General features: G+C 64.4%; 11 protein-coding genes and 2 pseudogenes. 3 read left to right on the top strand and 10 right to left on the bottom strand.

Annotation, left to right across the window (positions count from 1 at the left end; translation table 11 throughout):
- The 9 genes and pseudogenes from IVA82_RS43235 to IVA82_RS43275 form a co-directional block, all read right to left on the bottom strand.
- Nucleotides 1-366 (bottom strand): annotated as a pseudogene (locus tag IVA82_RS43235) (hypothetical protein); the annotation flags it as partial.
- A 322-nt stretch (nt 367-688) separates the two neighbouring features.
- Complete coding sequence (locus tag IVA82_RS49275) at nt 689-1342, bottom strand: type I restriction endonuclease (protein WP_247387415.1); 654 nt, start codon at nt 1340-1342, stop codon at nt 689-691.
- Nucleotides 1343-1824: 482 nt separating this feature from the next.
- On the bottom strand, nt 1825-2043 hold the full coding sequence (locus IVA82_RS43245; protein WP_247387416.1) for a hypothetical protein: 219 nt from the start codon (nt 2041-2043) through the stop codon (nt 1825-1827).
- A complete protein-coding gene (locus tag IVA82_RS43250; protein ID WP_247387417.1) occupies nt 2030-2305 on the bottom strand; it encodes a BrnT family toxin in 276 nt (91 codons plus the stop codon). Before IVA82_RS43250 ends, IVA82_RS43245 begins: the two co-directional genes overlap by 14 nt.
- A gap of 19 nt (nt 2306-2324) precedes the next feature.
- Nucleotides 2325-2669 (bottom strand): hypothetical protein, encoded by a 345-nt coding sequence (locus IVA82_RS43255; protein ID WP_247387418.1) that lies wholly within the window; start codon nt 2667-2669, stop codon nt 2325-2327.
- Between the two features lie 290 nt (nt 2670-2959).
- Nucleotides 2960-3325 (bottom strand): restriction endonuclease subunit S, encoded by a 366-nt coding sequence (locus IVA82_RS49280; RefSeq protein WP_247387419.1) that lies wholly within the window; start codon nt 3323-3325, stop codon nt 2960-2962.
- Nucleotides 3231-4693: pseudogene (locus IVA82_RS43265) on the bottom strand (class I SAM-dependent DNA methyltransferase); the annotation flags it as partial. The gene IVA82_RS49280 and the pseudogene IVA82_RS43265, both read right to left, overlap by 95 nt.
- A gap of 356 nt (nt 4694-5049) precedes the next feature.
- The gene (locus tag IVA82_RS43270; protein WP_247387420.1) at nt 5050-6390 is read right to left on the bottom strand and encodes a Spy/CpxP family protein refolding chaperone; all 1341 of its coding nucleotides are present in this window, start codon (nt 6388-6390) and stop codon (nt 5050-5052) included.
- A 561-nt stretch (nt 6391-6951) separates the two neighbouring features.
- On the bottom strand, nt 6952-7947 hold the full coding sequence (locus tag IVA82_RS43275) for a LysM peptidoglycan-binding domain-containing protein (protein WP_247387421.1): 996 nt from the start codon (nt 7945-7947) through the stop codon (nt 6952-6954).
- A 250-nt stretch (nt 7948-8197) separates the two neighbouring features.
- On the opposite strand from IVA82_RS43275, the gene IVA82_RS43280 reads away from it, so the two are divergent.
- Complete coding sequence (locus IVA82_RS43280) at nt 8198-10858, top strand: EAL domain-containing protein (RefSeq protein ID WP_247387422.1); 2661 nt, start codon at nt 8198-8200, stop codon at nt 10856-10858.
- Nucleotides 10859-10914: 56 nt separating this feature from the next.
- Here the strand turns inward: IVA82_RS43280 and IVA82_RS48720 are convergent, their stop codons facing one another.
- Nucleotides 10915-11037: a hypothetical protein gene (locus tag IVA82_RS48720; RefSeq protein WP_346658773.1), complete on the bottom strand. Its 123-nt coding sequence runs from the start codon at nt 11035-11037 to the stop codon at nt 10915-10917.
- Between the two features lie 322 nt (nt 11038-11359).
- Here IVA82_RS48720 and IVA82_RS43285 point away from each other — a divergent pair, with 322 nt between their 5' ends.
- Together IVA82_RS43285 and IVA82_RS43290 are read left to right on the top strand one after the other, a co-directional pair.
- Nucleotides 11360-11497 (top strand): hypothetical protein, encoded by a 138-nt coding sequence (locus IVA82_RS43285; protein ID WP_247387423.1) that lies wholly within the window; start codon nt 11360-11362, stop codon nt 11495-11497.
- 122 nt (nt 11498-11619) lie between these two features.
- Entirely contained in the window at nt 11620-12747 is a 1128-nt protein-coding gene (locus tag IVA82_RS43290) for a lactonase family protein (RefSeq protein WP_247387424.1), read from the top strand.
- Nucleotides 12748-13059 lie beyond the last annotated feature (312 nt).

The following is a 13059-nucleotide window of genomic DNA, read 5'->3' on the forward strand; positions in this document are numbered from 1 at the left end:
CTTGGCCTCCGGCGTGATCACCGGCTCCTTGCCCGGCCGCGGTCGGTCGTCGAGTGCCGCCAGCGCGCCATAAGCGACCGCCCGCTCAACGCAGCGCTGGACCGTCTGATGATGCACGCCAAGTCTTCGTCCCACGGCAAAGAACGATGGGTTCTCGCGGTAGGCCAGCAGCATCGTGGCCCGTGACACCCGGCTCGCCGGCTCGGTTCGGGATCGCGAAAGAGCCGTCAACGCTTCAATTTCTGCCTCGCTCATCGCCAGCTCAACTGCTTGCCGCCATGTCGCCATGATAACCAATCCTCGTTCAGCCAATCTCAAACGAGGAAGCCTCCAGCATGCGTTCAGTTCCGTGAGGGCTGGTTTCATGGAATCGGTCGTCTAGGAGCGCCTCCAAGTTCTTCTCGAAAAAGTTTTGAACTGACTTCTCTGTTGCGTCGGTCGTTCCTGCCAACTCATTCACAGCCCCATTTGCGATTCGGAAGAGTTTAATATCGCTCATAATCAGATCTCACTCGTGGACTTGTCCCATCCTTCGTTGGGCGACGGTGCTTGTCCAACATCTCTCTGATCCTCGACCACGGGATCGACTTCCGAATCAAAGCGCAATGACTGGCCCGACTTGCACGGCCGGACATGGCCAGTCGCTTTGCAGTCAATGTCTCGCGCTTCGTTACCCCTGTCGCTTCCGCTAGCGGGTGTCGTCCCAGATCCAGTGCTCATAGCCGTTGGAATAGAAGATCACCGGCCGCTGGCCATAACGTGCCTGCAGACAGTCGGCATAGAGCTTGGCCTGCTGCTGGCCCGCGCGTGCATCCTTGCGGGTCCGCTTGGCCTCGACCAGGCCGAGCGGCTTGCCGTCCGCGCCCCAGAGTACGTAATCGACGAAGCCAATGGCCTGGTTGTTCGGCATCCCCTCGACGCGAAACTCGGTGTCGTCGGGCTGGTCGAGCGCCCAGCCCGCCTCGCGCAGCAAAAGATCGATGAAGCGATCCCGTGTCTCGGCCTCATTGTAGTCGTGGCTATCAGGCTTCGCTTGCGCCGCCTTGCGGGCAGCGGCGACCTCGGCGCGGATTGTCTTCAGCTCTTCGTCGAGGTTCTGCTTGTCGAGCAGCAGCTTCGTCAGTTCGCCGTTCTTGGCGTCGAGCTCGGCCTGCTGCGTCTTGAGCTGGACGAACGCCTTCTTTAGCACCTCGTCGCGGCGCGAGAGCACGGAGGGATCGAAGGTCAGGCGATCCGCCGGTTTGACCTTGGCGTAGGTGCGCGCAAACCAGAAGCAGACGTGAAACAGTTCCTTCACCGCGCCTGAGGCGTCACCGGAGCTGATCTTTCGCTCTTCGTGCACGCGCGATTGCGTAGCGTGTTGATGTAGCGCGCCTTGGCAAACACGGCCTCGCCCGCGGCGCGTCGAAAGCTCGGTTCATGCAGGAGGGCGGCGATGTTGTCCTGATAGGGCAGCGGACTTGAACGCCCATTTTCACCGCGATCTCGACGGTCTTGCCGGCGAAGAAAGCCGCAGCCGTGGGAGAAACCGCAGCCTGACTCTCGGCTTCGAGCGCCGCCTCATGCACGGTGGCGAATTCGGCTGCGAGGAAGGTGAAGTTCGACATCGGCTCAGGTCGCGTCCGCCGCGGCGCGAATGCGTGCAATCTGGCGATTATCGCAGCTCAATGGCGCGTTTCTCCCCCGGCAGCAGCCTGCCGCTCACGCGACGGGCTTCCATGCTAGAGGATATCGTTCCACTTCCAAGGGACCGATGCAACCCCTGCGGGATCGTCGATCGCCCGCGCGCATCATGATACGAGTTGGTTAGCGCGGCGGCGGGACTCACTTGGCCGCGTCAAGCTGCTCGATATCCTCCTTGAGGAGGGTGTTCACCAGCTCGTTTAGCGAGGTTCCCTTCGCATCGGCCAGCTCGGACAGATAGGCCAGGACATCGGGCTCGAGATGGACCGGCGGCACGAGGCGCGCGCCCTGCCGGAAGAACTTGCCGCGCTCGGCGGTCGAGAAATCATATTCGTCCTTCATCGGATCACCCATCTTCATAGGACCCGATCTCGCGGCGGGTCGGGTGGCGCGACGAAATGATACGGATCGACACCCGGTCCGCGGACAGCTCGGCATAGGTATGCACGACCAAGAGCAGGTTGCCGGCCGGGTTCCGGCCCATGCTAACCCATCGCTCCTCCCCTTCGCCAGACTCTTTGTCGAGCAGCGACAAGGCTAGCGGATCGCCGAAAACGCCCATCGCCTCCTCGAAAGCAACCCCATGCTTGCGTCGATTGCTCTCCGCCTTTGCCGGTCCCAATCGAACTCGATCTGCATGGTCAGAGCTGCCCGGAGAAGGCGCGGTGTTGGAGGGAGGAGAATAACAATGTTAGCCTCGACTGACCAGCGACAGCCGCGGCCTTGATGGATTCAATTTTCTTCGTACAGCGGAGAAAATTGAGCTGCTCTCGCATATTCGGCAACGGGATACGCAAGCTACGGACGTCGCCTTGGTTGATGCTCGACTGGTTCACGGCGTTCTTGGCTTTACCCAAAACTTGATCTCGAATTTCTGATGTCTGCAGCAGCGCAATGCAGACTTCCGGCAACAGGATCGACGAATCGACCGAGAACTTCATGATGTTCGATTCAAACACAGTCGGTTCCAAGAGCGAGTCGATCATGGCGCTCTTACCCAGATATTCGAGGCTATTGACCCTATTGATTACTATGTCACCTACTTGAAGCTGAAATCTTGCCATCTCAGAAGAAGTCACCTTAAGACGCTTGAGAGAGCGGATATCTACAATCCTTCCGTCACAGAAACTATCTATTCGCAGGATTGGCACTCCCTCCCCGTACTCCTTTGACGGCTTCTAAAGTCCATTGGTTGGTCCGTCCGTCATGACCTTCCCAAGTTCAATGGAGTTCGTCGCACTCGGGCCACTTAGGTACGCTTGAGTGAGCGAAGCGGCTATTTCTTGAAGCAACTTGAGCGCGCGCTTGCGCTTGCGGCGCAGTCCAAGATCGCCGCGATCCGTCGTTGCTCGTCGAGGGAGGGAAGCGGAAGACTAAGTGAGGCCAATTGATCCTTAGTGATGGACGCTTGATTTACCCAACTTCTACACATGGAGGCGAAGCGTCGATGTTCGAATTCTCTCTGCAGCCAGCGGGCCACATACGCAGGCTCTACCGAGTTGTCCTTTGTACGAATACGAACGAAGTGATTGCTGAAGGTGACAGGTTGGCGGCCGATGCTCGGCCGCCTCGTGAGCCACTTCCTTGAAGCGGTTGATGGAGAGATCGTAGCCCGCCGCTGCGATCTCCGGCTTGGGCACACAAAAACTCTGCGCGGTACGTGGCCCGGCCACGCTCAGCGCCAGCGCGTTGCTTCCAACGCGCAGCAATATCGGGAAGATTGTTCTTCGCATGCTCGCCGCCCTCGAGCGCGACGCTCGGACCGATTTTGTCGGCCGGCAGCAAGGCGTTGCGCTTGTCGTCAGTGAAAAACCATCAGCCTGGCAATCATAGAACCAGACGTGATCGGTGCCGCCGGAATTGGTCTTGGTGAACAGAACGATTGCCGTCGATACGCCGGCATAGGGCCGGAATACACCTGACGGCAGCCTCTCGATGCCATCGAGCTTGTGATCCTCGACCGATCTTACGGATCGCCTTATGCGCAGTGGAGGAGCCGAACAACACGCCGTCCGGGACGATCACCGCCGCGCGGCCGCCTGGCTTCAGCAGCTTCAGGAACAGCGCCATGAACAGGAGTTCGGTCTTCTTGGTTTTGACGATCGCCAGGAGGTCCTTCGCCGTCGTCTTATAGTCCAGCGATCCCGCAAACGGCGGATTGGCGAGTACCAGCGAATAGCGATCTTCGTCGCCGGCATGCTCCTGCGACAGCGAATCCCTGTAGCGAATGTCGGGGTCCTCGACGCCATGCAGCGTCATGTTCATCGAGCCGATGCGCAGCATCGTGCCCGTCGAAATCGAAGCCGTGGAACATCTCCTCGTTGAAATGATCGCGGCTTGCCTTGTCATGAAACAGTTTTGGATGGTTGTCGCGGAGATATTCGCCGGCCGCGACCAGGAAGCCGCAGGTACCGCAGGCGGGATCGCAGATCACGTCCTTCGGCGTCGGCGCCGTCATCTCCACCATGAGCGCGATGATGTGGCGCGGCGTGCGAAACTGGCCGTTCTGCCCGGCGCTCGCGATCTTGCCGAGCATGTATTCGTAGAGATCGCCCTTGGTGTCGCGGTCCTCCATCGGGATATCGGCGAGGAGATCGACGACCTTGGCGAGCAGCGCGGGCGTTGGAATGGTGAAGCGCGCGCCCTTCATGTGTGTCGCGTGCGCCGTGCCCTCTTCGGCCATGCTGCGCAGGAACGGGAAGACGTGCTCGGAGACGATGGCAAACATCGTCGCGGGGTCTTTATTCTTCAGCCGCGACCAGCGCATCTCCTCGTAGGCGATGCCGCCGCCCTTGCCGATGCGGTCCTTGCCCTTCGGGAAGATGTTCCGTTCAATCGGCCGGTTCATACGCGTGGCCTTGCGCTCTTCGAGCGTGTGCACGTCGTCGAGGCCGCGAATGAAGAGAAGGTAAGTGATTTGCTCGATCACCTCGATCGGATTGGCGATGCCGCCTGCCCAGAAAGCGTTCCAGACGTTGTCGATCTTGGAACGTAGTTCACCCGTGAGCATTCCCTGCCTCGATTTGCGCTTGCCGGAGGCTGCAATAGCAAATGCCAAGGGGGAAGCGAAGTGCAGCTTTGGGGTGATGACGGGCGCTGTGGAAGGCTCTTGCAGGCAATCCGTCGCGCTGTGCGGTCCCTTCCCCCGCCTCCGACGACGGGCGGGACGATCGCATATGACCTTAGAGTTTGGGCGCCAGGGCCTCACGGCGTCATGGCCGGGCTTGTCCCGGCCATCCACGCGTGGCCACGCAGCACGAAGAACGTGGATGCCCGGGACAAGCCCGGGCATGACGACCTCCTGTGAATGCTCATATGCGATTGACTTGCGCTTGCGGGGAGAGAAGGACTACGCGGGCCCGCCAATCACGCCCCCCGCTTCGGCCCGATCGCCTCAAACCCCGCCTTCTGCTCGTCGCTTAGGTCCGCCTCGAAATCATCCAGCGCATCGGCGACGCCGTTCACGGCTTGCAGCATGGTTTCGAGCCGCGCTTTGGCGGCGGCGAGGCGGGCTTGCGGGGTTGCTTCGGGCTTTGTGGGACAGGCGCTTAGCGTCTCCATCGCGCGAAGGGTGGTGTCCTGGAGCACGTCGAATCTCGCGCGGGCGACCTCGTCGAGGCGGAGCGTGGCGGCGATGTCGGCCACGGGCCATTGCTGCTGCACGAGCTGCTCGTACTGGCGCTGCGCCTTCTCGTCATAGCGGGGATCGCTGTCCGCCTCGCAGGCCGATGCCTGCGGGTTCTTTTGCTGGATCGAGGCAAGCGCGGCGCGGCGGTCTTTTGCCAATGCGTCGAGCTTTGCTTTCTGATTCTCATCGAGGAGATCGACGAATTTTGCCAGCGATGGCGCCACGGCGTCCGCCGCCTTGATCATGGCCTCGAGGCGATCGCGCATCAGGGCGAGGCGATCCGCCGCCGCGGCAGGCGCCTGCGCCGGGCAGGCGGCGCGGATAGTGTCGCCCGCCGCATTCCAGGCGGTCGCGAGCTCGTCGAGCGCGGTGCGCTGCGATTCGTTCGGCTGCACCGCGGCGACGATGCGCTCGACCGGCATGCCGCCGGTGTCGCTGGCATCGCAGACATTCTCGGCTGAGGGGACCTTTCGCGCGCGCCGGCCTTGCGGCGCGGTGTAGGCGGCGAGCTCTGCGGCCGCATAGGGCGCGAAGATCGCGGCATAGATGTCGCCATAGCCATAGAGCGAGAGGCTGGTCGGATCGGCGAAGATGACCGCATTGGTGAGATCGTCATGCGCGAACGGCCAGAACACCGGGCCGGCCCAGCCGTAGCTGCCGTCGGGGTGCCGCCACCAGCCCTGCGGGCGGCGGCCACCGTGCCAGCCCGACAGCGCAGCCTGTGCCGTGAGTGCCACACGCATAACGTAGGGATTGGCGAGCTGGGCGCGCTCGGCGCCACGGGGATCATAACGGGGGTCTTGAGACCGCAGCGCAGCGGAGCGGGTCCGGCCGCCCCGCACCGCCATGCGGGAATGGCGCAGGCGCGACAAGCCGATCATGTGACCGACGGCAAAGCGCGCAACGCCGAGCGGGCCGCCGCGCAACCCGAACTGCGCCTCGGCCCGATTGGGCAGCAGCACTACCAGAGCCACCAAGGCCGCGCCGGCCAGCACCAGTCCCATGCGCGGTCTCGACACGACCACTGACCCGACCACCGAGCCGACCACTTCCTGGCCCTCCTCCCACGCCAAGCGCATCGCGCCGTACCACAATGACGCACGGGGGAACTGAAGGTTCCCGGGTCTCGGATGTGACATGCTGAAGCGCGAGCGCATATAGTCCAAGAGCGCGTCCAGCGGATTGCCGTCCATCGCGATACGGCGCCGCGGGTTCGGCTCTACCTCTCTCGCTTGCGGGGGAGGTCGGCGTGAAGCGCCGGGTGGGGGCTCTCTCCACACAGGGGCCGTTCATTGCGGAAACACCTCCCCCGGAAGCGCAAGGCAATCGCATATAGGTGCACGATGCGGCGACATCGGCAGTGGGCTCCTCTCCCGCTTGCGGGGGAGGGTTGGGGTTGGGGTGTCTCCGCGTCGGGATTGTTGAGATTGGGGAGGAAATCCCGCCGTGGCGAGAGCCCTCACCCGCCGCGCTCTGCGAGCGTGTCGGCCTCTCCCGCAAGCGGGAGAGGCGGAGCAAGCCCATGGACAATCCTCGTGAAATCCATATGCGATTGCCCTCCCTCGCAAGCGGGAGAGGGAGCGCACCTTCATCGCAACTGCGGCCGAACTCCGCCGGCTAGGTCAGGAGAGACCGCCGACTCACTGCGGCTTTGGCGGCAGCACGACAGTCTGGCCGGGATAGATCAGATTGGGATTGTGGATCTTGGCGCGGTTGGCCTTGAAGATTACCGCGAAGCGGGCGCCGTCACCGTAAGCGAGACGGCTGAGGGCCCAGAGGCTGTCACCGCGGGAAATCACCCGGCTGCCGCCCTGCTCGGTCGGCGCAGCGCCGAACACCTCCGCGGGCGAAGCCGATGCGACCGCCGCGCCAGCGGCCTCGGCCGGCGCCCTTGCCAAAGCCCTCGGCTTCGGCGGCCGCTGCGCGGCCCTGTCCGGCGCCGAGGCAAGGCGCGGTGACGGCAAGGATGCCACGATGTCGGATTTGTCGTCCGGCTTGTCGGCTTGCTTTGCCTCCTGCCTGACGGCAAGCGGCGCGGGTCGCGCGGGCGGCGGTGCCGCTTCGGCAATGGTCACCGGCATGGTGCGGCCGGATTGCGTGACGGTGCCATCCGGCGCCTTGGCGCGCAGCGTCAGCTCATAGGTGCCGGCGGGAAGCTGCGGCGGCGTCATGACGAACTGGCCCGATGCGTCGGCCACCACGCTGTCGAGCGGCTTGCCGTCGCGCAGCAGCTCGACCTTCGCACCGGGCGCGGCCTGGCCGGCGATCACTGCCGATTCGCCATGATCGTCGATGCGGGCCACGTCGAAACGGGGACCGGCATCGGTTGCAGCCGCCGGCGGCTTGACCGGCGCGACATCGGCGAGCGCGGCCGCGACCTGCTGCTGCGTCTCGGCCACGGCGCCCGCCTGCGGCGCGGCAGCCGGCGCTGCGGATGGTGCGAGCTGCGCGCCAGCGGCGAGCTTTGGTTCCCCTGCTCTCGGCTCGGGCCTGACTTCGGGCTTGGCGGCGACGGCGATCTCGGCCGGCGCACCGCCCGGCAGAAACCGGCGCAGCTCTGTGGGGCCAATCACCAGCGCGGTGCCGACGACCGCAAGCACGCAGAATGCAATGAGGGCCTTGGATACGGTTATCATCGAAAAACAAACCCTTGGTCGCAGATCAACCGCGCCAGCCTGCGCCGATTTGGCCACGGCAGCAAGACGGCCGATGGGATGATCGACGCTTCGCTTCCAGGCGCCGCGGATGACCCGGCGCGCCGCCCTGGCCGCTTCACCCGCGCTCGCCGGAACCCGCCGATTTGCTTCCGATTCATACTTCCCTAACCCTTGCAGGTAACCCGGTCTTGTCGGTTTTGCCGCATCTTGCATCCCACGGGAGGGCTGGATGGGCACATCGATCCGATGGAGCGCGCGCATGCGCGCGTTGCTTCGCCGTTGGCGCGGCGCGCCGCTGACATGGCTGATCGTCGGCGGCTTCGTGCTGATGGCCGCGACCGCCATCGGCACGGCGCTGACCGTCGACCGCTTCCGGCAGAACGCGATCGAGAGCGGCCGCGACGGCCTGGAGAGCGCGGTGCGGCTGCTTGCCCGGCATTTCGACCGCGAGTTCGAGGATTTTGCGGTGCTGCAGAAGAGCATCATCGCCGAGCTCGAAAGCCATGGCATCGAATCCCCGGACGTCTTCCGCAGTGAGATGGCCACGCTCGCCGTGCACGAAGCGCTGCGCGCCAAAGCCAGCGGCTGGACCGATTTCGCCGGTGCCAATCTGTTCGATGCGAGCGGCGTGCTGATCAACTCGTCGCGGCGCTGGCCGGTCGCCGATATTTCGGTCGCCGACCGCGGCTATTTCAACCGGCTCAAGTATGATCCGGCATCGCAGGAGGAGATAGAGGTCGTGGCGGGCCGGATCGGCCACGCGCCGGTTATCGTGTTCGCCCGGCGCGTGTCGGGGCCTCGCGGCGAGTTCTTCGGCATCGTCTCGCGCGCGATCGCGCCGGACCAGATCGAATCGTTCTTCGCCTCGACCGGGCTCGGCGAGGACTCCTCGATCGCCATGCACCACCAGAACGGCCAGCTGCTCGCGCGCATTCCGCATGTCGACGACATGATCGGGCGGAATTACCGCACGGGCTCGCCGGAGCAGATGGTCGTGTTCGAGCGCACCTTCGTCACCACCCAGCTTGCAAGCCCGATCGACGGCAAGGACCGCATCGTCGCCGCGCGCCTGCTCGCCGGCGAGCCGCTGGTCGTGGTCGCGACCAGATCGCTCGACGCCACGCTCGCGACCTGGCGCACGCAAACCAAGTTCTTCGTCACCGTCGCGGTGCTGTCGGTCGGCCTGCTCGTGATCACGCTGTTCCTGATCTTCCGCCAGGTGACGCACCGGCTGTCGCTGGAGAAGCAGCGGCTCGACACCGCGCTGAACACGATGACGCAAGGCCTTCTGATGTTCGACCAGGACGAGCGGCTCATCATCTGCAACCGGCGCTATGTCGAGATGTACCAACTGTCGACCGCCGTGGTGAAGCCGGGCGTCCATTTCCGCGACGTGATCCAGCACCGCCACGACACCGGCTCGTTCCACGGCGACGTCGATTCCTATTGCGACGGGATTTTGAGCAATGTCGGGCTTACGCAGAGCGCTATCGTGGAGACCGCCGATGGCCGCCTGATCGAGATCAAGAACCAGCCCGGCGCCGCCGGCGGCTGGCTCGCCACCCATGACGACGTCACCGAGCGCATCCGCGCCGACGAGCGCATCGCGCATATGGCGCATTACGACGCGCTGACCGACCTTCCCAACCGCGTGCTGATGCGCGGCCATCTGGAGCGCCGCATTGCGGAGCTCAGCGAAGGCAAGCCGTTCGCGATCCTCTATATCGACGTCGACGAATTCAAGGGCATCAACGATTCGCTCGGCCATGAGGTCGGCGACGAATTGCTGCGCCAGGTCGCAAACCGCCTGCGCGCCTGCGTCAGCGGCAACGATCTGGTGGCGCGGCTTGGGGGCGACGAATTCGCCATCGTCAAGGCGGCTACCCGCGACCCGGCCGAGCTGACCGCGCTGGCGGAGCGGATCCTGAACACGCTGCGCACGCCGGTGGACTGCAACGGCCAGGAGATCCCGACCGACGCCAGCATCGGCATCGCGATCGCGCCCGACCATGGCGACAATCTCGACGATTTGCTCAAGCGCGCGGATCTTGCCATGTACGCGGCGAAATCGGAGGGACGCCGTATCTTCCGCATCTTCGTGCCCGAATACGATGCCAAGGCGAGGCAGCGCCGCCAGCTCGAATTCGACCTGCGCCAGGCGCTCGCCCGCGGCGAGTTCGAGGTGCACTATCAGCCGCTGGTCGATCTTGCGGCCAATGTGGTGACCGGCTGCGAGGCGCTGCTGCGCTGGCACCATCCGGAGCGCGGCATGGTCTCGCCTGCGGAGTTCATTCCGGTCGCCGAAGACACCGGATTGATCGGCGAGATCGGCGAATGGGTGCTCAGGCAGGCCTGCACGGAGGCAGCCAGCTGGCCCGGCGATATCCATATCGCCGTCAACGTGTCGCCGGTGCAGTTCCGCTCCAGGACGCTGGCGCTGAAGGTCGCCGCCGCGCTTGCGGAATCGGGCCTCGCGCCGGGACGGCTCGAGCTCGAGATCACCGAGACGGTGCTGATCCGCGACGACGCCGAGGCGCTGACGATCCTGCAGCAGCTGCGCGAGCTCGGCGTGCGCATCGCGCTCGACGATTTCGGCACCGGCTATTCCTCACTGAGCTATCTGCACAGATTCCCGTTCGACAAGATCAAGATCGACCGCAGCTTCATCAGCGATATCGGCGAGCCCGATGATTCCTCGCCGATCGTGCGGGCGGTGGTGCACATGGCCGCCGCGCGCCAGATGGCGACGACGGCCGAAGGCGTCGAGACCGAGGCGCAGCGCGAGGTGCTGCGGCAGCTCGGGTGCAGCCAGATGCAGGGCTGGCTGTTCAGCCCGGCGGTGCCGGCCGCGAAGCTGAAGCGGTTGCTGTCGGCGCAGGCGGCGGCCTGACTTCGCCGTGGAGGCGAAGCCGGGGTGGCAAGGCCAGCTTCAGGAATACCGGACGTTCACGTCCCCCGCCTGGCGGCGCGCACTTCGGCGAGCTCGGCGTCCGGATGCGCGACGATGGTGGCGACCATGATGCCGCTGATGATGAGCGACCAGGCGGTGTCCCAATAGATCCAAAACACTTACTAGCCTCCGTTGCCGGCCTCCGTTTGAGTATCCTCCGGCCGCGAGACCGGGGTCCCACGGAACAAGGCCACCGTTCCCCGGACGATGCGCGGCCGTGACCGGCACCGCGAATATACGGGCGAAGCGCGGCGCTATTTCTTGTTGGTCGGCCGCGAGCCACGATCGGTTTGACCGGTGTGGCGCTTTGCCACGACGTCTTCATCCCGCTTGCCTTGCAATGGCGCTGGCGCCCTTCGGCTGTGAACGAGTTCATAGGATCGCCGCGGTTTGCAGTGCACGATGGTTCTCGCACGGGATTTTCGACGACGGATCCGGCTGATGCGGAAACGACTGGTCGCCTGGACCATCCTGACCTCGGCATTGCTTGCGGTTGCCGTGTGGACCGTTCTGGGACCGCCCGAGCACGGCTCCGGCCCGCATGTCCCCTCCCGCAGCCTAGCAGCGGCGGTGCGGTAGAAGCCGCGACCGATACGATTTCGGCATCGATCGATCCCAATTCGAGTTTGGTGCGACGGGGCGCCTGCCGCTATCCTCTGCCGCAAAACAACAACGCCGCACCGGTTCAAGGAGGAACGCCCATGCTCAGACCGACACGCCGCATCGCATCCGGAGCGCATCGCGCTGCGATCACCACCACATTGCTCGCTTTCCTCGCCCTCATTTTGGGAGTCCGCACCGGCATGGCCGAAACCTTCGCCTATATCGGTAACGCCGACAGCAACGACATCAGCGTGTTCAAGATGGACGCGAGCGGTGAGATGGTGCCGTTGCAGACCGCCGCTTTCGCCGGAGTCGAGAAGCCCGGCTCCTCGACGCCGCTGGCGGTTACCCCCGACAAGCGCGTGCTGATCGCCGGCATCCGCTCGCAGCCGTTCCAGGCGGTGAGCTTTGCGATCGACCCCAAAACCGGACAGCTCAGCCGTATCGGCGGCGGACCGCTCGCCGACAGCATGGCCAATATCGCGACCGACCGCGGCGGCAAATTCCTGTTCAGCGCCTCCTATGGCGGCAACAAGGTCGCGGTCAATCCGCTGCTCGCAAACGGCCTCGCCGGCGAGCCGAAGCAGGTGATCCCGACCGGGCTGAACGCGCACGCGATCCTGCCGTCGCCCGACAACCGCTTCGTGTTTGCGACCAATCTCGGCTCCGATCAGGTGCTGAGCTTTGCGTTCGATGCCGCCACTGGCTCGCTGACACCGAGCGATCCGCCGGCGATCAAGGTGCCAGAGAAATCGGGGCCGCGGCACTTCGTGTTCCATCCCAATAGCAAGTTCGTGTACCTCATCCACGAGCTCAACGCCGACGTCGCGGCCTTCAGCTATGAGGCGAAGAGCGGCGCATGGCGCGAGATCCAGCGCACCACGGCGCTGCCGGAAGGCTTTTCCGGCAAACCTTGGGCCGCCGACATCCACATCACCCCGGACGGCCGCTTCCTCTACGCCTCCGAGCGCACCACCAACACGCTCACCGCCTACAAGATCGACGCGGCGAGCGGCAAGCTGACCACGATCGGCAGCGTGCCGACCGAGAAGCAGCCGCGCGGTTTCAACATCGATCCCACCGGCCGCTATCTCGCGGCGGTCGGCGAGACGTCCGACAGCATGACGGTCTATACGATCGACCAGACCAGCGGCGCGCTCGCCAAGCTGAAATCCTATCCCGCCGGCAAGAAGCCGAACTGGGTGGAGTTCGTCAGCCTGCCGTGAGGGGCGAATCTCTCTGACCCTCCCCTGGAGGCAGGGCAATCGCATATGGATTTCACGCGGACTGTCCGCGGGCTTGCTCGGCCTCTCCCGCTTGCGGGAGAGGCCGGCGCGCTCGCAGAGCGCGGCGGGTGAGGGCTCTCGCCACGGCGGGATATCCTCCCCAATCTCAACAATCCCGACGCGGAGACACCCCCACCCCAACCCTCCCCCGCAAGCGCAGGGCTGTCCCGGGAAAATCACACATAGATGAGCTCCAGCTGGTCGAGAGAGAACCTGGGCTTTGGCTTGCTGGGATTGACTGGCGGATGCCCG

Source organism: Bradyrhizobium sp. 142, assembly GCF_023074015.1.
Taxonomy (GTDB): domain Bacteria; phylum Pseudomonadota; class Alphaproteobacteria; order Rhizobiales; family Xanthobacteraceae; genus Bradyrhizobium.

Bases quoted from the DNA above. Each gene is read 5' to 3' on its own strand.
- IVA82_RS43245 (WP_247387416.1), bottom strand. From the start codon at position 2,043: ATGAAGATGGGTGATCCGATGAAGGACGAATATGATTTCTCGACCGCC.
- IVA82_RS43255 (WP_247387418.1), bottom strand. From the start codon at position 2,669: ATGATCGACTCGCTCTTGGAACCGACTGTGTTTGAATCGAACATCATG.
- IVA82_RS43270 (WP_247387420.1), bottom strand. From the start codon at position 6,390: ATGCGCTTGGCGTGGGAGGAGGGCCAGGAAGTGGTCGGCTCGGTGGTC.
- IVA82_RS43275 (WP_247387421.1), bottom strand. From the start codon at position 7,947: ATGATAACCGTATCCAAGGCCCTCATTGCATTCTGCGTGCTTGCGGTC.
- IVA82_RS43280 (WP_247387422.1), top strand. From the start codon at position 8,198: ATGGGCACATCGATCCGATGGAGCGCGCGCATGCGCGCGTTGCTTCGC.
- IVA82_RS43285 (WP_247387423.1), top strand. From the start codon at position 11,360: ATGCGGAAACGACTGGTCGCCTGGACCATCCTGACCTCGGCATTGCTT.
- IVA82_RS43290 (WP_247387424.1), top strand. From the start codon at position 11,620: ATGCTCAGACCGACACGCCGCATCGCATCCGGAGCGCATCGCGCTGCG.